20 protein-coding genes, 8 tRNA genes and 1 rRNA gene are annotated in these 19,995 nt (G+C 37.8%); 28 read left to right on the forward strand and 1 reads right to left on the reverse strand.

Annotation, left to right across the window (positions count from 1 at the left end):
• Positions 1 to 160 precede the first annotated feature (160 nt).
• From BFM98_RS17500 to BFM98_RS17530, 7 genes are all read left to right on the forward strand, one after another.
• A complete protein-coding gene (locus tag BFM98_RS17500; protein WP_048394267.1) occupies positions 161 to 1,240 on the forward strand; it encodes a D-alanine--D-alanine ligase in 1,080 nt (359 codons plus the stop codon).
• Between the two features lie 11 nt (positions 1,241 to 1,251).
• Positions 1,252 to 2,619, forward strand: a complete 1,368-nt coding sequence (locus BFM98_RS17505; RefSeq protein ID WP_066038028.1) for a UDP-N-acetylmuramoyl-tripeptide--D-alanyl-D-alanine ligase — start codon at positions 1,252 to 1,254, stop codon at positions 2,617 to 2,619.
• 75 nt (positions 2,620 to 2,694) lie between these two features.
• Positions 2,695 to 3,387 (forward strand): alpha/beta hydrolase, encoded by a 693-nt coding sequence (locus BFM98_RS17510; protein WP_054549593.1) that lies wholly within the window; start codon positions 2,695 to 2,697, stop codon positions 3,385 to 3,387.
• A 352-nt stretch (positions 3,388 to 3,739) separates the two neighbouring features.
• On the forward strand, positions 3,740 to 5,263 hold the full coding sequence (gene cshA, locus BFM98_RS17515; protein ID WP_066038029.1) for a degradosome RNA helicase CshA: 1,524 nt from the start codon (positions 3,740 to 3,742) through the stop codon (positions 5,261 to 5,263).
• 136 nt (positions 5,264 to 5,399) lie between these two features.
• Positions 5,400 to 5,879, forward strand: coding sequence for a PH domain-containing protein (locus BFM98_RS17520; RefSeq protein WP_004232029.1), 480 nt, complete (start codon positions 5,400 to 5,402; stop codon positions 5,877 to 5,879).
• Entirely contained in the window at positions 5,872 to 7,338 is a 1,467-nt protein-coding gene (locus BFM98_RS17525; protein ID WP_048394275.1) for a PH domain-containing protein, read from the forward strand. The genes BFM98_RS17520 and BFM98_RS17525 overlap by 8 nt, the downstream gene beginning before the upstream one ends.
• A gap of 111 nt (positions 7,339 to 7,449) precedes the next feature.
• Positions 7,450 to 8,025 carry a GNAT family N-acetyltransferase gene (locus BFM98_RS17530; RefSeq protein WP_054549589.1) on the forward strand — a complete coding sequence of 192 codons (576 nt, stop codon included), beginning with the start codon at positions 7,450 to 7,452 and terminating at the stop codon, positions 8,023 to 8,025.
• Positions 8,026 to 8,085: 60 nt separating this feature from the next.
• Here BFM98_RS17530 and BFM98_RS17535 read toward each other — a convergent pair whose 3' ends face one another.
• The gene (locus BFM98_RS17535; RefSeq protein WP_048394279.1) at positions 8,086 to 8,709 is read right to left on the reverse strand and encodes a rhomboid family intramembrane serine protease; all 624 of its coding nucleotides are present in this window, start codon (positions 8,707 to 8,709) and stop codon (positions 8,086 to 8,088) included.
• Between the two features lie 65 nt (positions 8,710 to 8,774).
• On the opposite strand from BFM98_RS17535, the gene acpS reads away from it, so the two are divergent.
• The 21 genes from acpS to BFM98_RS24165 form a co-directional block, all read left to right on the forward strand.
• Positions 8,775 to 9,128: a holo-ACP synthase gene (gene acpS, locus BFM98_RS17540; RefSeq protein ID WP_066038030.1), complete on the forward strand. Its 354-nt coding sequence runs from the start codon at positions 8,775 to 8,777 to the stop codon at positions 9,126 to 9,128.
• Positions 9,129 to 9,252: 124 nt separating this feature from the next.
• Complete coding sequence (locus BFM98_RS17545) at positions 9,253 to 10,311, forward strand: LolA family protein (RefSeq protein WP_048394283.1); 1,059 nt, start codon at positions 9,253 to 9,255, stop codon at positions 10,309 to 10,311.
• A 178-nt stretch (positions 10,312 to 10,489) separates the two neighbouring features.
• Positions 10,490 to 11,611 (forward strand): alanine racemase, encoded by a 1,122-nt coding sequence (gene alr / locus BFM98_RS17550; RefSeq protein ID WP_066038031.1) that lies wholly within the window; start codon positions 10,490 to 10,492, stop codon positions 11,609 to 11,611.
• Positions 11,612 to 11,912: 301 nt separating this feature from the next.
• The gene (locus BFM98_RS17555; protein ID WP_004232053.1) at positions 11,913 to 12,176 is read left to right on the forward strand and encodes a hypothetical protein; all 264 of its coding nucleotides are present in this window, start codon (positions 11,913 to 11,915) and stop codon (positions 12,174 to 12,176) included.
• Between the two features lie 4 nt (positions 12,177 to 12,180).
• A complete protein-coding gene (locus BFM98_RS17560) occupies positions 12,181 to 12,531 on the forward strand; it encodes a type II toxin-antitoxin system PemK/MazF family toxin (protein WP_004232054.1) in 351 nt (116 codons plus the stop codon).
• Positions 12,532 to 12,892: 361 nt separating this feature from the next.
• Positions 12,893 to 13,294, forward strand: coding sequence for an anti-sigma regulatory factor (locus BFM98_RS17565; RefSeq protein WP_048394287.1), 402 nt, complete (start codon positions 12,893 to 12,895; stop codon positions 13,292 to 13,294).
• A 58-nt stretch (positions 13,295 to 13,352) separates the two neighbouring features.
• Positions 13,353 to 14,303, forward strand: a complete 951-nt coding sequence (locus BFM98_RS17570; RefSeq protein ID WP_048394289.1) for a PP2C family protein-serine/threonine phosphatase — start codon at positions 13,353 to 13,355, stop codon at positions 14,301 to 14,303.
• 63 nt (positions 14,304 to 14,366) lie between these two features.
• Entirely contained in the window at positions 14,367 to 14,699 is a 333-nt protein-coding gene (locus BFM98_RS17575) for an STAS domain-containing protein (protein WP_016993414.1), read from the forward strand.
• Positions 14,699 to 15,169, forward strand: a complete 471-nt coding sequence (gene rsbW / locus BFM98_RS17580; RefSeq protein WP_016993413.1) for an anti-sigma B factor RsbW — start codon at positions 14,699 to 14,701, stop codon at positions 15,167 to 15,169. The genes BFM98_RS17575 and rsbW overlap by 1 nt, the downstream gene beginning before the upstream one ends.
• A complete protein-coding gene (sigB, locus tag BFM98_RS17585; RefSeq protein ID WP_066038032.1) occupies positions 15,147 to 15,932 on the forward strand; it encodes an RNA polymerase sigma factor SigB in 786 nt (261 codons plus the stop codon). The genes rsbW and sigB overlap by 23 nt, the downstream gene beginning before the upstream one ends.
• A gap of 135 nt (positions 15,933 to 16,067) precedes the next feature.
• Positions 16,068 to 18,239: a Tex family protein gene (locus BFM98_RS17590; protein WP_066038033.1), complete on the forward strand. Its 2,172-nt coding sequence runs from the start codon at positions 16,068 to 16,070 to the stop codon at positions 18,237 to 18,239.
• A gap of 67 nt (positions 18,240 to 18,306) precedes the next feature.
• Entirely contained in the window at positions 18,307 to 18,768 is a 462-nt protein-coding gene (locus tag BFM98_RS17595; RefSeq protein WP_066038034.1) for a SprT family protein, read from the forward strand.
• Between the two features lie 91 nt (positions 18,769 to 18,859).
• Positions 18,860 to 18,936, forward strand: a tRNA-Asn gene (locus BFM98_RS17600).
• 1 nt (position 18,937) lies between these two features.
• Positions 18,938 to 19,009, forward strand: a tRNA-Glu gene (locus BFM98_RS17605).
• Positions 19,010 to 19,039: 30 nt separating this feature from the next.
• A tRNA-Asp gene (locus BFM98_RS17610) sits at positions 19,040 to 19,115 on the forward strand.
• Positions 19,116 to 19,120: 5 nt separating this feature from the next.
• Positions 19,121 to 19,195 (forward strand) — tRNA-Gln (locus BFM98_RS17615).
• 15 nt (positions 19,196 to 19,210) lie between these two features.
• Positions 19,211 to 19,283, forward strand: a tRNA-Lys gene (locus BFM98_RS17620).
• 66 nt (positions 19,284 to 19,349) lie between these two features.
• Positions 19,350 to 19,435 (forward strand) — tRNA-Leu (locus tag BFM98_RS17625).
• A 22-nt stretch (positions 19,436 to 19,457) separates the two neighbouring features.
• A tRNA-Arg gene (locus tag BFM98_RS17630) sits at positions 19,458 to 19,534 on the forward strand.
• Positions 19,535 to 19,551: 17 nt separating this feature from the next.
• A tRNA-Gly gene (locus BFM98_RS17635) sits at positions 19,552 to 19,625 on the forward strand.
• A gap of 199 nt (positions 19,626 to 19,824) precedes the next feature.
• A 16S ribosomal RNA gene (locus BFM98_RS24165) occupies positions 19,825 to 19,995 on the forward strand; the annotation flags it as partial.

A 19,995-nucleotide genomic window follows, 5' to 3' on the forward strand; every position in this document is an offset into this window, starting at 1 on the left:
CTGTACAATTTAATAGCAGGAAGTATTGATGCTGGGGCATAATCGAAGAAATGTACACGCAAAATCTCACCGTTAAAAATACGGTGAGATTTTTATGTCATTTGTCAAGACGTTTCATGATAAACTAATAGTACTCAAGAAGTATGTGGAGGGCACAAAAATGAAAAAAAGAATCGGTTTATTATACGGCGGAAAGTCAGCGGAGCACGAAGTGTCGTTATCGACAGCACGTGCAGTCACAGGAGCTTTGAATTTCGAGGAGTATGAAGTATATCCGATTTTCATTACAACTGACGGGGAATGGCGCCGTGGAGAGCGTTTAGAAAAACCCGTCAGTGCAATAGAAGAACTACAATTTGGTGATAATACTACAATTTTAGAAAATAATATCACTGATTTTTTGCTTGATAAAAATGGCAATGAGGTAAAGTTTGATGTCATTTTCCCATTGTTACATGGTACGAATGGTGAGGATGGAACAGTGCAAGGTTTACTTGAGGTTCTAAATTTACCGTATGTAGGAAATGGTGTATTGGCATCCTCTGCTGGAATGGATAAAGTGGTAATGAAGCAATTATTTGAAATTGCTGGATTACCTCAAGTGCCCTATACGTATTTTATTCGTAGTGAGTGGAAGAATGAGCAACACGCAATCATTGAACGCTGTGAAAATAACCTGAATTGGCCAATGTTTGTGAAGCCTGCAAACTTAGGGTCAAGTGTTGGGATTAGCAAGGCAACAGATCGCGAGCAATTGGTAAAAGCAATTGAGGTTGCTTTACAATATGATCGTAAAATCGTTGTTGAACAGGGAATTGTCGCTCGTGAAGTTGAACTAGCGGTGTTAGGAAATGACTATCCTGAAGTATCAGTGCCAGGAGAAATTAAACCCGTTACTGATTTTTATGATTATGATTCTAAATATAAGGACGGTTCTACAGCACTTATTATTCCAGCTGAGCTTCCAGTAGAAACTGTGGCAAGCTTAAAAGAACTGGCAAAGCGTGCATTTAAGGCTATAGATGGTAGCGGCTTAGTTCGTGCGGACTTTTTTGTAACAACTGAAAATAACGTTTACATTAATGAAGTAAACACAATGCCAGGTTTTACGCCTGTAAGTATGTATCCATTATTATGGCAGCATACAGATGTGAGTTATCCAGAGCTGATTGACCGTTTAATTACCCTAGCAATTGAGCGCTATGAAGAAAAACAACAGCTTCACTATAAAAAAGACTGAGTGGGATTATCGTGAAAAAAACTTTAAAACAATTAGCTGCATGGTTAAATGAGGATATGGCGGCTTTGGGTGACACTGTTGTGTCAGGAATTTCTATTGATACAAGAACAATTCAACAAGGAGACCTATTTGTTCCATTTCGTGGTGAGCATACAAATGGGCATAAGTTTGTAATGCAGGCATTTAAGAAAGGTGCCGGAGCTTCTCTTTGGCAAAAGGATGAGCCGAATCCACCAGAAGGTTACCCGTTGTTGTTTGTGGATGATCCAGAATTAGCTTTGCAAGAAATGGCTAGAGCATATCGTAATGAACATAAAGCAAAATTTATAGGCATTACAGGTTCAAATGGTAAGACATCAACAAAGGATATTTTAGCGGGAACACTAGCTCCATTCTTTAAAGTACAAAAAACGATCGGGAACTTTAATAATCAATTGGGCTTGCCTATTACTATCTTACAGCTTGATGAAGATACAGATGTGGCTGTCCTTGAGATGGGCATGAGTGGATTTGGTGAAATTGAGTTTTTAACGAAGCTTGCTCGTCCACATATGACGGTTATTACCAACATTGGTGAGGCCCATATGCAGGATTTGGGGTCACGTGCAGGTATTGCAAAAGCTAAGTTTGAAATTATTCAAGGAATGCAAGAAGATGGTCTATTATTCTATGATGGTGATGAACCTTTGCTCAAGGAATTAGTGGCAAAAGAACAGCAATTACAGTCAGTGCCGTTCGGGTTAGAATCCAATAATCTTTTATACGCTGACAATATTCATGCTAACGCTGATGGCAGCAACTTCACTACACACGGTATGATCGAGGGTGATTTCTTTATTTCAGTGCTTGGCAAGCATCAAGTAAAAAATACACTTGTGGCCATGTTAATTTCTCATAAGCTAGGTTTAAGCAATGAACAAATACGTACATCCTTAGAGCATGTCGTATTAACTGATATGAGGATGCAACAGGTACTAGGAACGAATGGCGCTCTATTTATCAATGATGCCTATAATGCAGCTCCAACCTCTGTAAAAGCTGCCATTCAATTTATGGCTACATCAACTATTCGACCTGAAAAATGGCTTGTGTTAGGAGATATGCTAGAGCTTGGACCAAATGAGCAACGTTTCCATGAGGGTCTGGCTGAGCATATTAATGAGGATGAAATTGATTATGTCTGTTTGTTTGGCCCTCGGATGCTATATCTTTACAAAATATTAAAAGAGCGCTTTGAGGCTGAACGTTTATTGTATACAGAAGATGATTATACGGCTATTATTGAAAAGCTAAAACAAGCGAATGAATCATCTATTGTTTTACTTAAAGGTTCACGTGGTATGAAATTAGAGACAATCTTAAAGGCATTTACGTCATAGTAGCAATGAATCGGTGAGAGAAACGCTCACCGATTTATTTGTGTAGGTTTATCTTTGTTAAATGAGGTGAAGAATTTGTCAGTAGGTGTACTATGTATTCATGGATTTTCAGGTGGACCATATGAGGTGAAGCCATTCACAAGTTATTTACGTTCACATACAGATTGGATAATTGAAGAGCCAACATTGTCTGGACATGGTGAAGAATTACATATGAGTGGTTTTAAGGCGAAACACTGGTTAATGGATGCCGAATTAGCTTTCCGATCGTTGGCAAAAAAAGTTGACGAGGTAATCGTTGTTGGCTTTTCAATGGGAGGAATTATAGCGCTATATTTAGCTAAACGCTATAAAGTGAAAAAGCTTGTATTACTAAGTGCTGCTGCAAAGTATGTGAGCCCTAAACAGCTAGTCAAAGATTTTAAAATGTTAGCTACTGAAGCCTATCACCATAATTTAACTAATAACGAACTCTATCTACGATACCATCAGAAGTTTAACAATGTGCCACTTGCCTCAACAGTAGAATTTATGAAGTTGGTAAGAATGGTGGAGCCATATTATCGGCATATTCAAATTCCTGTATATATTGTGCAGGGGAAGTTGGATGGGATAGTGCCTTATCATACGGCTCAATTTCTTTTTGATGAATTAGCCTCTACAGACAAGGTTTTGTATTTTTCTGATAATGGCAAGCACCATATATGTTTTGAGGAAGATTGCTCTGAATGGTTTCCACAGGTTTTAATGTTTTTAAAAGGTAAATAAAGTAGTCAGATTATTACGACTCATGCGTTATCGTTGCATAGGATTTAAAGCCATGTTAGACTAGTGTAAGCAATGGATACATTTTGTGCGAAGACTCTTCATATTTGGTTGAAGAGTACTTTTTTTTGAACACAACGGTTTTATTCTAAAGTGAAAAATTACGACAGAATCGAACCGCTCGGTAAAGACCGGGCTTTCCTTTTCATATAAGAGAGCTCTATATGGACTATCATGTAGAGAAAATTTTTAAGTAACGGAAACGTTCCACTACACAGGCTCGAATTTGCCGACAACTTCATCTGAAAATGTAACCATTTGTCAACTTAAAAGGAAAAAAAGGAGATTGAGAAGTTTGACAAATTTTTCAGAATTAAATATTAGCGAATCTACATTACGCTCAGTAAAGCGTATGGGATTTGAAGAAGCAACACCAATCCAAGAAGGTACTATTCGTTTTGCGATTGAAGGCCGTGATGTATTAGGTCAAGCACAAACAGGTACTGGTAAAACTGCCGCTTTCGGGATTCCACTAATTGAAAAAATCGATCCAAAAAACCCTAATATTCAAGCATTAGTCATTGCTCCAACTCGTGAGTTAGCAATTCAAGTTTCAGAAGAGCTTTATAAAATTGGCTATGACAAACGCGTAAAATTATTATCAGTATACGGTGGTCAAGAAATAGGTCGTCAAATTCGTGCACTGAAAAATAGACCTCAAATCATTGTTGGTACGCCAGGTCGTATTATTGATCATATTAATCGTCGTACGTTAAAATTAGAAGATGTTCAAACATTAGTATTGGATGAAGCAGATGAAATGTTAAACATGGGCTTTATTGATGATATTAATTCAATCTTAGAAAACGTACCTTCTGAGCGCCAAACATTACTGTTCTCAGCAACAATGCCACCAGCAATCCGTAAAATTGCAGAAACATTTATGCGTGATCCAGAGATTGTAAAAATTAAAGCTAAAGAACTAACTGTTGATAACATTGATCAATATTTTGTTAAGTCTGCTGAACGTGAAAAATTCGATATTTTATCTCGTTTATTAAATGTACACCAACCAGAGCTTGCAATTATTTTTGGTCGTACAAAACGTCGTGTAGATGAGCTTGCACAGGCACTATCTATTCGTGGTTATTTAGCTGAAGGTATTCATGGTGATTTAAGCCAAGCGAAGCGTATCTCAGTATTACGTCAGTTTAAAGAAAATAAAATCGATATCCTTGTTGCGACTGATGTAGCCGCTCGTGGACTTGATATTTCTGGTGTAACACATGTTTATAACTTTGATATTCCTCAAGATCCTGAATCATATGTTCACCGTATTGGACGTACAGGTCGTGCAGGTAAATCAGGTCTTGCCGTAACATTTGTAACACCTCGTGAAATGGGTTACTTACGTATTGTAGAAGAAACTACGAAAAAACGTATGACACCTCTTCGCCCACCAACAACGGACGAAGCATTAGAAGGTCAACAACGCTTAGCTGTTGAAACACTGGAAGGTCTTATTGCTAATAACAATTTAGGTGATTACCGTACACTTGCAGCAGAATTATTAGACAATCATGATGCTGTTGATGTTGTTGCAGCTGCTCTGCGTTCATTAACGAGAGAGCCAGACGATACACCAGTAACAATCACAGAAGAACGTCCATTACCAATGCGTCGTGAACGTTCTAGCAATAACCGTGGTGGCGGTGATCGTGGCCGTGTTAACCGTAGCTTTGGCGGCGGACGTCGTGACAATGCTCGCAGTGGAGAGCGTCGCAGTAGCAGTAGCCGTCGAGAGGGTGGACGCCGTGAAGGCGGACGTCGTGAAGGTGGACAAGGTCGTTCTCGTTCTCCAAGACGTCACGAAGGATAATTTTAGACGAAATACACTTAATTTTTTACAGTAAACCTTACAGTCATGATGGCTGTAAGGTTTTTTTTCGGCTATAGTTGAAACAAAAAGGTGAGTGAATTCGTATACACCTAATGAAGAAAGAGGGGGAACGACAATGAGAGCACAACCGATTCATCAAATTTCTCGTAAAGGGCTAACAGTGTGGCGTTTATATGGAGTCATACAAACATTGGTGCTGTTAGTTGTAGCAGGACTTGTAAGCTATGGTACTTATTATTTTGAATGGCCTTCATTTATTTACTTCATAGCATGTGCAATTGTTTTACTAAGTGCGATATTATCTATTTTTATTTTCCCGAAAATAAGATGGGAAAGATGGCGCTATGAAGTTCGAGAGCATGAAATCGAAGTACAACATGGTTTATTTGTTGTGAAACGCACATTAATTCCAATGGTACGTGTGCAACATGTTGATACAACACAAGGGCCGATATTAAAAAAATACGACTTAGGTAATATCTCTATTTCTACAGCTGCAACTGTACATACGATTCCTGCACTTGTTATGGATGAAGCAGACGTACTGCGTGCGCGTATTTCTGATTTAGCAAGGGTGGCTGAAGATGATGTCTAAGGAAATTAATCGTTTACACCCAGTGTCTGCAATTATAACGAGTGTAAAAGCATTGAAAAGTATGATATTACCAATTGCCATTATTATCATAAGTAACGGCTTTAATTTTTCTTTGAATTTTCGTAGTGATCATTTTTTTGAAACCATTTTACTTTTCGGTGTATGGGGAGTAGCAGCACTTCTTGCGCTCGTGGGAGGAATCATAAAATGGCGGACATTTGTTTACTGGTTTGAAGATGGGGAGTTGCGTGTGACATATGGATTATTTGTTAAAAAGAAACGTTATATCCCTTTTGAACGTATTCAAAGTTTGAATTACAATGAAGGTGTTTTTCATCGTATTTTTGGTTTAGTGAAAGTTCAGGTGGAGACTGCTGGTAGTAAAGGGGGAAAACCTGAGGTTGAGCTGACAGCCATTCGCAAAGCAGCAGCAGATGTTATTGAATTAGAAATGCGTCATGCTAAAAACGAAGCAGTTCAACAACAGGATCAAATGCAGGTTGTAGAGGAAGCTATACCAACTCCGATGATTTACCATATGTCAATGCGAGATTTACTAGTATTAGCAACAACATCTGGTGGAATTGGTGTTGTGTTATCAGGTCTTGCAGCCGTTGCTTCACAATTTTCCGACATTATTCCTTATGAAACTGTATTTCATGAGTTAGCTGATTTCGTGAAAATCGGCGCATTTTTAGTGGCATTGACGGTGATGGTTGTTTTAATTGTTGCTTGGATTGTATCAGTGGTCATCACACTGATAAATTATTATGATTACACTGTCCGCATTGAGGAAGAAAAGTTGATTATCACAAAGGGACTGTTAGAAAAAAAGCGTATTACTTTGCCGTTGAATCGAATTCAGGCAATTCGTATTGTGGAAAATCCACTACGTCAGTTAACAGGCTATGCTACAGTGGTTGTTGAAAGTGCTGGTGGTAATGGTGAAAATGGAAATGATAAAAAAATTACGCTATTTCCACTTATTAAGAAGCCGGATTGTATGCAAACATTAGAACAGCTTTTCCCAGAAATGAATTGGCAGCCTACATTTACTCGCTCACCAAAAAGGGCAAGACCATTTTTTTATCGCATTGATTTTTTCTGGCTAGTTCCGATTATCGGTGCATCTATCTATTTCTTTTATCCATACGGGCTATTGTCGTTGCTGTTAATTCCATTAACAATGTTACTTGGTATTTGGCAACATAAAACAGCAGGCTATCAAATAGATGGCAAGCAACTGGCTATGCAGTATCGTGTGTTTAGTCGAATTACGTTAATCATGGAGAAGAAGCGAATTCAATCTATTGAAAGTACACAATCATACTTTCAAAAAAGAAAGAATGTTATGTCTGTAAAAGCAACCGTCATGTCAGGAGCAACTGGTACAACGGGGAGTGTTTCCAGCTTAGAGCAACAAGATGCCGAGACGATCTTAACATGGTACGAACATTAATGAACTAAAAAGCTAATCCTTTCAATTTTATGGAAGGATTAGCTTTTTTAACTATAAATAAATAGAGATGCTGTTTATAATAAAATAAATAGAACAAAAGGGGTGGAGACATTGTTTAAATATGACATTAATGAAAGCGCTTATTTAAAGCTTTTGGATTTAAGTGATGTAGAAGAGTTATTCGCTTTAACTGACCGTTCAAGGGATACATTACGTGAATGGTTGCCCTTTGTAGATGATGTCAAAACAGTAAAGGATACTGAGCAATTCGTAAAAAATGCTATGCAACAATATGCTGATCACAATGGCATACAAGCAGGGATTTACTATGATGGAAAGCTTGCCGGTGTTATCGGCTATCACCAAATCAACTGGCAACATAAATGGACAAGTATTGGCTACTGGCTAGGGAATGAATTTGTAGGAAAGGGGCTCGTTACGAATTCCATGAAAGCATTGATTGATTTTGCCTTTAATTATTTAAAGTTAAATCGTATAGAAGTGCGTGTTGCAGTTGGTAATATTCGTAGTCGTACAATCCCAAAGGTATTGGGCTTTCATGAAGAAGGGCGTTTAAGGGATGCTGAGTGGCTATATGATCACTACGTAGATCAGGTTGTTTATGGTTTAACAGCAACTGAATGGAAAAAAATAAAGATGTCAAATGAAGCTACAGTGGTTTTATAATGGAGGTCATTGTAAGGAAAGAGGAGCTGCTCTATAGGTGAGCAGCTCCTCTTTTTAATGTTATGGTCTACCAGCCATCTTTTGTTTGCGCCAGCTTAAAATTCTTTTTGGATGTAAATAGACAAGTCCAAGGATAAATCCGGTTACTAGACCGCCTAAATGAGCAAAGACATTCACATTTGGTTGGAGAAAGGTCATAATGACACTGATGACGATGATTGGTAAAATGAGCTTACGAAGCATGGGCATTGTACGTCGAGTATAGTAAACTAATGCCCCAAATGCACCAAAAATTCCAAAAATAGCCCCACTTGCACCAAGGCTCGCATAACTACTATCATAGAATATATAGGTTGCCATGTTGCCTACAATACCTGATACTAAATAAATTGTAATGAAACGTGCTTTCCCTGCGATTTTTTCTAGCTCTGGTCCAAAGAGATATAAGGAAAACATATTAAAAAACACATGCATAAAACCTGCATGTAAAAACATGGCAGAGAAAACACGCCACCATTCACCACTTTGAATCAGGAAATTTGCTTGGATTCCGTAATTCCACAAGAGTGTTCCTATGCTGGGTATGAGAGACAATACATAAAGAGTAAGATTTATTGCTATTAAAGTTGAAACAACAGGGTAATACTTTGTATATTGCTTAAAATTTTCCGTTCTACTAAACATGGCTCCACCTCAATTTACAATTATTATACATGCCTTGTTGGAAATAGGTAAAGGAGAAGGTTCACATGATTAAGGGAATTGGCCTCGATATTGTAGAGATTGATCGTATTGCAAAGGCTATGAAACGAACAGATAAATTGAAAGACCGCATTTTAACGATAAATGAAAAAAAAATATTTGATGGTTATTCGGAAACTCGCAAAATAGAATTTTTAGCTGGGCGATTTGCTGCAAAAGAAGCATTTTCGAAGGCTCTGGGAACAGGGCTTGGGGAACAATGTAAGCTTCATGATTTGGAAGTGTTAAAAGGAGCAGCTGGCAATCCTGTTTTATATTTTAAGGATGAACTTGTCAATGGTTTTGTTAGTATTACGCATTCTAAGCAATACGCAGCTGCTCAAGTAATCTTATTAGAATAGTACTTAACTTGTCTAAAAGGATTGCATGTAAATTTAAATATATTGCCCTTTCTTCAAATGACATAACTGACAAATACGGTTCATATATTGTCGTAGTGGATTTGAAAGAAGAAAGGGTGAAAGCGTGGGCAACCGTATAGTTAAATGGCTCGTCTTACTTTGTACGATATTACTTCTGTCGGCATGTGGTGCAGCCTCACAGGAAAAAGTGTTGAAGAAAGTGAATGGTAAATGGGCAGAGACGAATGGTTATGAATTAAATGCATCGATGGAAATTAAATCGGGTGGGGAACCTAGAAATTATGATGTAACAGTATGGCACACAAAACCTGATTTCTATCGAGTAGAAGTAGTTGAAAGTGGGAAAGATGTTTCTCAAATGATTGTACGTAATGCTGATGGTGTTTTTGTCGTAACACCGACATTAAACAAAATGTATAAATTCCAAAGTGATTGGCCAAAGAAAAATAGTCAGGCATACTTAATTGGAGCGCTAGCAGAAGATTTAGCAGAAGATAAAAATCTTGTCATGAAAGAAGAAGAAAAAGCATATATATTTGAAGCGGCTACTAGAAATAGCTATAAGAACAGTATGCCACATCAGGTTATAACAGTAGATAAGAAAACTTTATTGCCAACCTCAGTAGTGATTATGAATGATGTGAAAGAAGAGCAAATCAAAATCACATTTAAGAAAATTAAGCTAGGTGTACAACATGCTGCAAAAGAGTATGCAGTTGAGCAATTCACTGATAAAGATAACACGAAAGGTGAACAAGCTACACCTGCCGAAAAAGAAGGGCAAGAAGATAATGAGGATAAGGAAGCTGTTGGAGCAGAAGTTGAATATCAAGAATTCCAAACACATTATCCTGTTGTAAATTGGGCACAATTAGCGAATGAAAAGGTTGTGCAGGAAAGTGGAATGGAACGAGTAATCTTAACATACGATGGTGAGAAGGCATTTACTGTTATGCAGCAACCAGTAATGAAGGAAAATTCAATGTTACCTGTATCGTCACCTGGTGATCCAGTTGATTTAGGCTATACAATTGGTGCTATTACAGATACATCAATTAGTTGGGAAAAAGATGGCGTTGAATTCTTTGTAGCATCAAGTAAATTAACGCGAGAAGAAATGATTGAAGTTGCTACATCTATGACGATAAGTAGTATGAAGTAACTTTTCTGGCTACAGCCTTCTGGAATACGGAGGCTGTAGCTTATTGATAATTAAAATGAACCTATAAAGTATAGGCTCATCCGAAAACTAAAACTTTGTGTGTACAAGCTAAATCGACATACTTTGCAATATGTATGTCCTACATAATGTTTTAATTAAAAATAAAGAGGGTATTCTTATGAAGACACAGCAGTTTTTTCGTCCAACAAAAGCAATAATAGACTTACAAGCAATTCAACAAAATGTAAAAAACTTAAAAGAATTTTTACGACCTAATGTTCAAATTATCGCTGTAGTAAAAGCAAATGCGTATGGTCATGGAGATGTAGCCGTTGCACGGGCAGCTCTTAAAGCTGGTGCCACAGTACTTGCAGTGGCAACGCCCGATGAGGCATTACATATTCGAGCACATTTTGAAGAACCAGACATATTAATATTAGGTGCATCTCCAGTTTCGTTTGCTCCTTATGCAGCGCAGCAACGTATTATACTTACGGCATTTGCCGATGATTGGATTCAGCAAGCTGCTTCTCTTTTAGTAGATGAAGCGCTTCCTTTACGACTTCATATAAAAATAGATAGCGGAATGGGTAGAATAGGTATTCGCTCAGAGCAGGAATTATTAGAGCTCTATCAAACAATACAGTCTACAGATCACATGGAGCTGGATGGAATATTTACACACTTTGCGACAGCTGATGAAGAGGATACGCTACATTTTGATCAACAGGTACAATTTTTTGAGAAATGTTTAGCTGTAATACCTAATAAGCCGCGACTTGTTCATGCATCTAATACAGCCGCCTCATTAGTAAAAGATCCGCATTTACAATATGATGCTGTTAGATTTGGTATTTCGATGTATGGATTATCACCCTCTTCATATGTGAAAAGTATATTACCTTTTCCCTTGTTACCAGCGTTCTCGCTTGAAAGTGAACTTGTTCATGTAAAGCAAATAAAATCAGGTGATCCAGTTGGCTATGGAGCTACATATGTTGCTCCGACAGATATGTGGATAGGAACAATTCCAATTGGCTATGCAGATGGCGTGATTCGCAAGTTAGGTGGACAAGAGGTTTTAATTGATGGACAAAGAATGCCGATTGTTGGACGAATTTGTATGGACCAATGTATGGTTGCCCTACCAAAAGCATATGATATAGGTGAGAAGGTAACACTCATTGGTCGACAAGGAAATACTGGAGTATCGATCGATGAATGGGCAACAAAGCTCGAAACAATTAATTATGAAATACCATGCATTATAACAACAAGAGTTCCTAGAACATATCTTTAGTTGTCTTTCATTAGAATAAGTCAAATCTCAATGTAATGTCATGAGCAATGTTCCAAGTTGAATTTGGTAAATAAATTAGCACTGGAGAACTTATTTCTTTTCCAAAACATAGTAATGGCTCATATTTGAAAACACATTGCAATAATAATTATTCAGCATATACCTTCGACAACCAACATATTTTTACAATTTGTACTTCAAATTGTCAGATATTTTGTCATTTCATGTCTTTTCAACAATATCTTTCAATGATAGAATGGGAAGTAATGAAAAGTGTATGGTTCCGTTGGAGGTGCTTGCTGTGTACGAGAAAAAGTTAAGAGAAGCTACAATTGCTGTTCAAGACAGACTATTTCTACAAACAAAGGAAGTAATTGAAGGTGAATCTTTTGTGCGTATTTTGGCGCGCAAAAATTTAATGCAGGAGCAACCAAATCAAATACGGGAAGCTATGATTAAAGGATATGTTGAAATGTCTCATATTAATTTAATGATTGCGAGCGAATGCTTGCATGCAGAGTATGAAGCACAACATATGGTGGAGCGTCTCGTTAGCGGGGGATGACACTTTGAATGTAAAACGTGGTGACGTTTTTTTTGCAGACTTATCACCGGTAATAGGTTCTGAACAAGGAGGCACTAGGCCGGTGCTGATTATTCAAAATGATATTGGCAATCGATTTAGTCCGACTGTCATCATCGCAGCTATCACTGCACAGATTCAAAAGGCAAAGTTACCGACACACGTTGAAATCAATGCTGAAAAGTATGGTTTTGAACGTGATTCGGTTATTTTGCTAGAACAAGTGCGGACAATTGATAAGTCAAGATTGACGGATCGTATTACGCAACTGGATCATGCTGTGATGGAAAAAGTTGATGGTGCGTTGATGATTAGTTTAGGTCTAGTTAAATTTTGATATACATATGTGTATAGAAGCATCGAGATTATGATATCTCGATGCTTTTTTGTCTTATATCCTTGAAATGTCTTTACCATAATTTGAATTACGATAGATCTTGCTCAGCAAGCGATTTTGCTACGAAAGATGAAGTACCTGAAATAATTAAGCCAAGGTGTAATTGATAAATGTTACAAAAAGCTTTAAGATATACACAAGATTTTTAATAAAAATAGATTTTTGAAAAAATTCTTAAAAGGTATATGAAAATTTACATAGAATATTCCATTTATAGAGGCAATTCATTCATTTTAAATGATGGCAAGCAGTTTGAATAAAAGTGTAAGAGTATAACTCCAAAGGAAATGGAGGGACAGCAGTGACATATAGGTCTTCGGTTGAAATTATTACAGAGTGGGATATTGTTGCAGCTAGACAACTGGGGCGCAATGAAGCAAAAGCACTTGGATTTGGCACTGTTGATCAAGCCCGCATCACCACGGCAATTAGTGAATTAGCACGAAATATTTATTTATATGCAAGTATAGGTATCATAGCAATTGAAAGGGTTGAAGCAGATACTGAAAAGAAAATAGTTGTTGTTGCAACAGATCAAGGGCCTGGTATTAAAGATGTTCGTAAAGTAATGGAGGATGGTTATTCCACCTCGGGGGGGCTAGGTGCTGGTTTGCCAGGTGTTAAACGATTGATGGATAGTTTAGATATTCAATCTGTCGTTGGAGAGGGAACAACGATAAGAGCGGAAAAATGGTTGCGTTAGGACGTGAAGAAAACTGAAACAATTAGAAGCTCAGTATAAAAAAATATTAGCAGATTATATGGTCAACCAAACAGAAAGAAATTTATATATCGCTCAGAACTTCACACGTCAGTTAATTCAAAAAAATATTTCTCCCGAGGATGTTATTAGCATTCATAAAAATGCTGTAGAACAAATATTTCCGAATCAAATGAACGAATCACAGCCTGCTTATGATTTTTTGATTGAAGTAATGGTGCATTATGGAATGGCACATAGAGAGCATCAAAGTTTACTTCAAAAGCAAGCTGAATATGAAATGGAAATGAAAATAGCGACAAACATCCAAAAAACATTGTTGAAAACTTATGTGCCGAATATGCAAAATATTGATATAGGTATGATTTCAGTACCTATTCGAAAAATGAACGGCGATTATGTACATTTTTTTCATGATGGAGAAGAATATTTGAGTGTGGCTGTGACAGATGTTGTCGGTAAAGGAGTTCCTGCTGCTTTATGTATGTCGATGGTGAAATATGGACTTGAAACATTAGTATATGCATATAAAGATCCCTCATATGTTTTAGAAGTTATTAATAGGGTAATAGAAAAAGGTGTGGATGACAGTATGTTTGTTTCGATGTTTTATGGCTGCTTAGATGTAGAGCAAAACATTTTTTCTTATGCTTCGGCAGGCCATGAACCAGCTTTACATTATAGTGCAAAGAACGATCAGTTCTTTACCTTAGAGGCTAAAGGTTTACTATTGGGTGTATTGTCTGAAACAAACTATACGTTTCATGAAATTGTGTTAGAAGAGAATGATTTGATTATTATGATGACCGACGGTGTGACAGAATTTAGAGTGAAAGAAGAATTAAATTCGCGAGAGGTAATCACAACTTTAATAAAAGAAAATAGACATTTATCTGCCCAGCAATTGTGTCAGCTCCTTTATAAGGAAATAGAGAGAGTGCAAAATTTTAAACTATTTGATGATTTTACTGTAGTTATTTTAAAAAAATAGGTTTAAGTTTAAATTGAACAGGGTAGAGAAAATAGTCTAACAAATATGGTGGAGGTGTGCTATATGGACGTAACGATACATTTTAAAGAAATTGATCATAAATTATTTGGCTTTGTTGAGGGTGAGATTGATACGTTTACTGCTTCAGGATTACGAGACGAATTAGAAGCTGTAAAGATTACAGAGGGTTTAGAAATTGAGCTTGATCTATCAAAGGTAAATTACATGGATAGTACAGGACTTGGGATTTTTGTTGCCTTTTATAAAAGAGCATTACGTGAAAATGGTAAAGTAAAGCTCGTTGGTTTATCGAATAGGTTACAAAGATTATTTGAAATTACTGGTCTTAGTGATTTGATGGATATCGAAACTGATAAAAAGGTGGAATTAAGATAATGAAGGAATTTGACTATATTGAAATTAGAGTTCCTGCTAAACCGCAATTTGTCAGTGTCATTCGATTAACTGTCTCGGGCTTAGCGAGTAGGATTGGCTTTAATTATGATGATATTGAAGATTTAAAAATTGCAGCAAGTGAGGCTGTGACAAATGTTGTTCACCATGCTTATAAAGACGAAGAAGAGGGTGAAATTGTCATCGGGTGTGCGCTGTACGACAATAAAATGGAAATGATGATTGCGGATTACGGCAATAGTTTTAATTTTGAAGAGATTAAGTCTAAGATTGGGCCGTATCATCCTGAAGAAAGTATTGCAGGGCTAAGAGAAGGTGGTTTGGGACTTTATTTAATGGAAACTTTGATGGATGAGGTGATGATCAATAACGATGGTGGCGTAACTGTCTTCATGACAAAGTATGTCACTAGGGAGCAGGTGGAGAAAAATGTCGAAAGAATCACTACATAAATCTTCATCTAAAGAAGATGTACTTAAGTGGATTGAATTGTACCAGTCAACGGAGGATGATGAAGCACAAACCAATTTAGTGATTCATTATCGATATCTAGTTGAATCTATAGCTCGTAAATATTCGAATGGTAAATCATATTATGATGATATTGTTCAAGTAGGGATGCTGGGATTGTTAGGTGCAATAAGACGTTTTGATCCGAATGTTGGTCGTAGTTTTGAAGCTTTTGCCGTGCCAACAATTGTTGGGGAAATCAAACGTTTTTTACGTGATAAAACATGGGATGTGCATGTGCCTAGACGTATAAAGGAACTTGGGCCGAGGATTAAATCAACTGTGGAGGCGCTGACAATTGAATTACAGCGTTCTCCATCCATTAAAGATATTGCTGAACGATTAGAAGTAGCAGAGGAAGAGGTACTAGAAGCTATGGAAATGAGCCGTAGTTATCAAGCTCTTTCTATGGACCATTCGATAGAGTCAGACTCAGACGGTAGTACAGTCACGTTATTCGATATTTTGGGCAGGGAAGACGATGGCTATGAAATGACCAATAAACGAATGATTGTTTCAGAGGCGCTGGTTGTGTTGAATGAGAGGGAAAAACAAATTATTCAGCTTACATATCTAGAGCAACTTAGTCAAAAAGAAGCTGGAGAACGATTAGGGATTTCTCAAATGCATGTATCGAGGATACAAAGGAAAGCAATAAAGAAATTACAAGAGGCTATTCTAGCAAGTGGCGGTGTTTCGCTCTAATCTTTCGTGGGTGTTTAATGAAAAATACCTTTAAAATGAATGGAAATAGTCTACTCATATTCGTCTGAGTAGACTATTTTTTTGCATTTTTAGTAAAGTGTAATGGTAAAATGAAAAGAAAAAGGTAGTGATGATGTGGAGCAAAAGCAAATGTTACAGCTCATTGCAAAGGATGTAGCAGTCAAACCAGGGCAAGTAGAAGCTGTTATTAACTTATTAGAAGAGGGAAATACGGTACCATTTATTGCGCGCTATCGAAAAGAGGTTACAGGATCACTTGATGAGGTGCAAATTAAAGCTGTAGAAGATCGTTATCACTACATACAGCAACTTGAACAACGAAAAGAAGAAGTTATACGATTAATCCAAGAGCAAGAAAAGCTTACACCAGAATTAGAGCAGGCTATTCTTTCTGCAACAATCTTACAACGTGTTGAGGATTTATATAGACCATATAAGCAAAAACGACGTACAAAGGCGACGATTGCAAAAGAGAAAGGTTTAGAGCCTCTTGCAGATCTCCTGTTAGCATTTAGTGATGATGCATTAGAGCAATTAGCAACTGACTTTGTGGACAACGAACAAGTTGCTAATACGGAAGAAGCCCTGATAGGAGCTCGAGATATATTAGCAGAACGTTTTGCGGACGATGCCTCTATTCGTGAAAAAATCCGAGCTTATTCATGGAAAGATGGAATTCTTGTGACGTCTATGAAAAATACAGAAATCGACGAGAAAAATGTTTTTGAAATGTATTACGAATATGAAGAGCCTGTTAGTCGCATTGTACCACACCGTATTTTAGCAATAAACCGAGGAGAGAAAGAAGAAATCTTAAAGGTTTCTATTCATGTGCCGGTGGACCGAGTATTAATGATTATGTGGAAAGAATGGATACCTGCAACTGGTTCGTCTCCTGCTATTGCAGAAGTTAAACTAGCAATCGAGGATTCGTACAAGCGTTTAATTCAGCCTTCAATTGAAAGGGAATTACGAAACGAGCTTACAGAAAAAGCTGAGGCACAGGCTATTCATATTTTTTCCGAAAATTTACGTAACCTATTGCTACAACCACCTATGAAAGGTAAATATGTTTTAGGGGTTGATCCAGCTTACCGTACAGGTTGCAAGCTAGCGGTTGTAGATGAAACTGGGAAAATGCTTGAGGTTACAGCTATTTACCCACATCCACCGAAACCAGATGTGGCAAAATCCAAAGCTATTGTAAAAGGAATTTTGGCAAAGTATCCAATAAGTATAATTGCCATTGGTAATGGTACAGCATCTCGAGAGACAGAACAATTTATCGCGGATGTATTAAATGAACTTACTACTGACATAGCCTATGTGATTGTCAATGAAGCGGGGGCATCTGTTTATTCAGCGTCTGAAATTGCACGTACAGAATTTCCTGATTTACAGGTTGAACAACGTAGTGCTGTCTCCATTGCACGTCGCTTACAGGATCCTTTATCAGAGTTAGTGAAAATTGAACCAAAAGCTGTGGGTGTAGGTCAGTATCAGCATGATGTTTCTCAAAAAAAATTAAATGAATCGCTATCTTTTATAGTAGAAACAGCTGTTAACCAAGTTGGTGTAGATGTAAATACGGCTTCATCATCACTCTTACAATATGTTTCTGGTCTATCAAAACTTGTTGCAGAGAATATCGTAAAGACGCGAGAGGAAAATGGTCAATTTACTACACGTGCGCAATTAAAGAAGATTCCAAGGTTAGGCGCCAAAACGTATGAACAAGCTATTGGTTTCCTACGTGTCCCAGAAGCAAAAAATCCGTTTGATGCTACAGGTATTCATCCTGAGAGCTATGCCCTTGCTGAGCAAATATTAGCAGAGGCTCAAATAGATAAAAAAGAGTTAGGGACACAGAAGGCAGAGGATGCTATTGCAGCACTAAATATCCAAAAATTAAGTGATGTGCTTGGAGTAGGAGTTGTGACAATTCAAGATATCGTGGATACCTTAATGAAACCTAGTCGTGACCCACGTGATGCATTCCCACAACCATTGCTTAAGACTGATGTATTAAAAATGGAAGATTTAAAAGTAGGTATGGAATTGCAGGGGACGGTAAGAAATGTAGTAGATTTCGGCGCATTTGTTGACATTGGCGTGAAGCAAGATGGACTTGTGCATATTTCTAAACTCCAAAATAAACGTATTAAGCATCCATTAGAAGTTGTGGCACTTGGGGATATTGTAACTGTCTGGGTTGAACAAATAGATGTAACGAAAGGGCGTATCTCTTTAACGATGCTCCCTCCTAAAAATCAAGCATTAGTTTGAGTACTAAATTTTTGCCACACTGTCTATACTACGCAGTGTGGTATTCTTGTTGTTAGAGGTGATTACTATGGACAATCAAGAATTACAAGAGCTTGTTCGTCGCTTATCTTTAGAAAACTTTCAGAGGCCTTTTCTGCATCAAGCCTACTTTAATCCGAGATTACGGTCAACGGGAGGACGATATCTTTTACAATCCCATAATATTGAGATTAATCCTAAAGCCTATGAGTTATACGGTTTGAAAGAGATTCATGGTATTGTTTTACACGAATTATGCCATTATCACCTACATATTGAAGGTAAAGGGTATCAGCATCGAGATAAAGATTTTAGAGAATTATTAAGGAAAGTAGATGCCCCTCGATTTTGCGCAGTTTTACATGTCCCGAAAGCTACAGTTAAAAAACAACGACGACGCTATACATATACTTGTGTCAATTGCCACCAATTATATATACGGAAAATAAAAATGAATGTTGAAAGGTATTGTTGCAGTAAGTGTTTGGGGAAATTAAAATTAGTAGAGTAAAAAAAGTTTAAAAAATAGTTGACGTTTTGTTGAGTTGTCCCTATAATAGTAAAAGTCGACAAGATAACGACGACAACATAACATGAATTATTCCGAAGTAGCTCAGTTGGTAGTAGCACCTGACTGTTAATCAGGTTGTCGCAGGTTCGAGTCCTGCCTTCGGAGCCATGGCCCCTTGGTCAAGTGGTTAAGACACCGCCCTTTCACGGCGGTAACACGGGTTCGAATCCCGTAGGGGTCATTTTTCATAATTTAATGTAAATAATATTTTGGTCCCGTGGTGTAGCGGTTAACATGCCTGCCTGTCACGCAGGAGATCGCCGGTTCGATCCCGGTCGGGACCGCCACTTATTGGGGTATAGCCAAGCGGTAAGGCAACGGATTTTGATTCCGTCATGCCTAGGTTCGAATCCTAGTACCCCAGCCATTCATTTCTTAATTCGAGCCATTAGCTCAGTTGGTAGAGCATCTGACTTTTAATCAGAGGGTCGAAGGTTCGAGTCCTTCATGGCTCATCTCTTTAAGAAAAAGAGTTGACTTTTTGAATTATCATAGTATAATAAAAAAGTTACTAATTGAATGCGGTCGTGGCGGAACGGCAGACGCGCTAGGTTGAGGGCCTAGTGGGGGCAACCCCGTGGAGGTTCAAGTCCTCTCGGCCGCACCAAGTCAATTAATTAATTTCATATGCGCCCGTAGCTCAATTGGATAGAGCGTCTGACTACGGATCAGAAGGTTGTGGGTTCGACTCCTGCCGGGCGCGCCATTTTCAAGAAAATATATGCGGGTGTAGTTTAATGGTAAAACCTCAGCCTTCCAAGCTGATGTCGTGAGTTCGATTCTCATCACCCGCTCCAAAAAAAGTGTTGACAACCTCTTGGTTGTATGGTAAATTTAAATAGTTGTCCAAAAGGGCGATGACATGAACCTTGAAAACTGAACAAGCAAAACGTAATCAATAAAGTTTTAAGTAGCTAGCTTAGGTTAGTGAACAAAACAAAAATTTTGGACATCAAACATGATGCCAGCAAAACAATTTGAGCTAATCAAATTTCTTTTATGGAGAGTTTGATCCTGGCTCAGGACGAACGCTGGCGGCGTGCCTAATACATGCAAGTCGAGCGAACAGAAAAGGAGCTTGCTCCTTTGACGTTAGCGGCGGACGGGTGAGTTAAAGGTTGGCAACCTACCCTTTAGCTGTTTCTTTTATAACTCTGAAGGTATCCC

This window comes from Lysinibacillus sp. AR18-8, from assembly GCF_001705465.1.
GTDB lineage: Bacteria > Bacillota > Bacilli > Bacillales_A > Planococcaceae > Lysinibacillus > Lysinibacillus capsici.

Coding starts and splice junctions, on each gene's coding strand:
- BFM98_RS17520 (WP_004232029.1), top strand. CDS start 5,400: ATGAGAGCACAACCGATTCATCAAATTTCTCGTAAAGGGCTAACAGTG.
- alr (WP_066038031.1), top strand. CDS start 10,490: ATGAAGACACAGCAGTTTTTTCGTCCAACAAAAGCAATAATAGACTTA.
- BFM98_RS17500 (WP_048394267.1), top strand. CDS start 161: ATGAAAAAAAGAATCGGTTTATTATACGGCGGAAAGTCAGCGGAGCAC.
- rsbW (WP_016993413.1), top strand. CDS start 14,699: ATGAAGGAATTTGACTATATTGAAATTAGAGTTCCTGCTAAACCGCAA.
- BFM98_RS17570 (WP_048394289.1), top strand. CDS start 13,353: ATGGTCAACCAAACAGAAAGAAATTTATATATCGCTCAGAACTTCACA.
- sigB (WP_066038032.1), top strand. CDS start 15,147: ATGTCGAAAGAATCACTACATAAATCTTCATCTAAAGAAGATGTACTT.
- BFM98_RS17595 (WP_066038034.1), top strand. CDS start 18,307: ATGGACAATCAAGAATTACAAGAGCTTGTTCGTCGCTTATCTTTAGAA.
- BFM98_RS17525 (WP_048394275.1), top strand. CDS start 5,872: ATGTCTAAGGAAATTAATCGTTTACACCCAGTGTCTGCAATTATAACG.
- acpS (WP_066038030.1), top strand. CDS start 8,775: ATGATTAAGGGAATTGGCCTCGATATTGTAGAGATTGATCGTATTGCA.
- BFM98_RS17575 (WP_016993414.1), top strand. CDS start 14,367: ATGGACGTAACGATACATTTTAAAGAAATTGATCATAAATTATTTGGC.
- BFM98_RS17535 (WP_048394279.1), bottom strand. CDS start 8,709: ATGTTTAGTAGAACGGAAAATTTTAAGCAATATACAAAGTATTACCCT.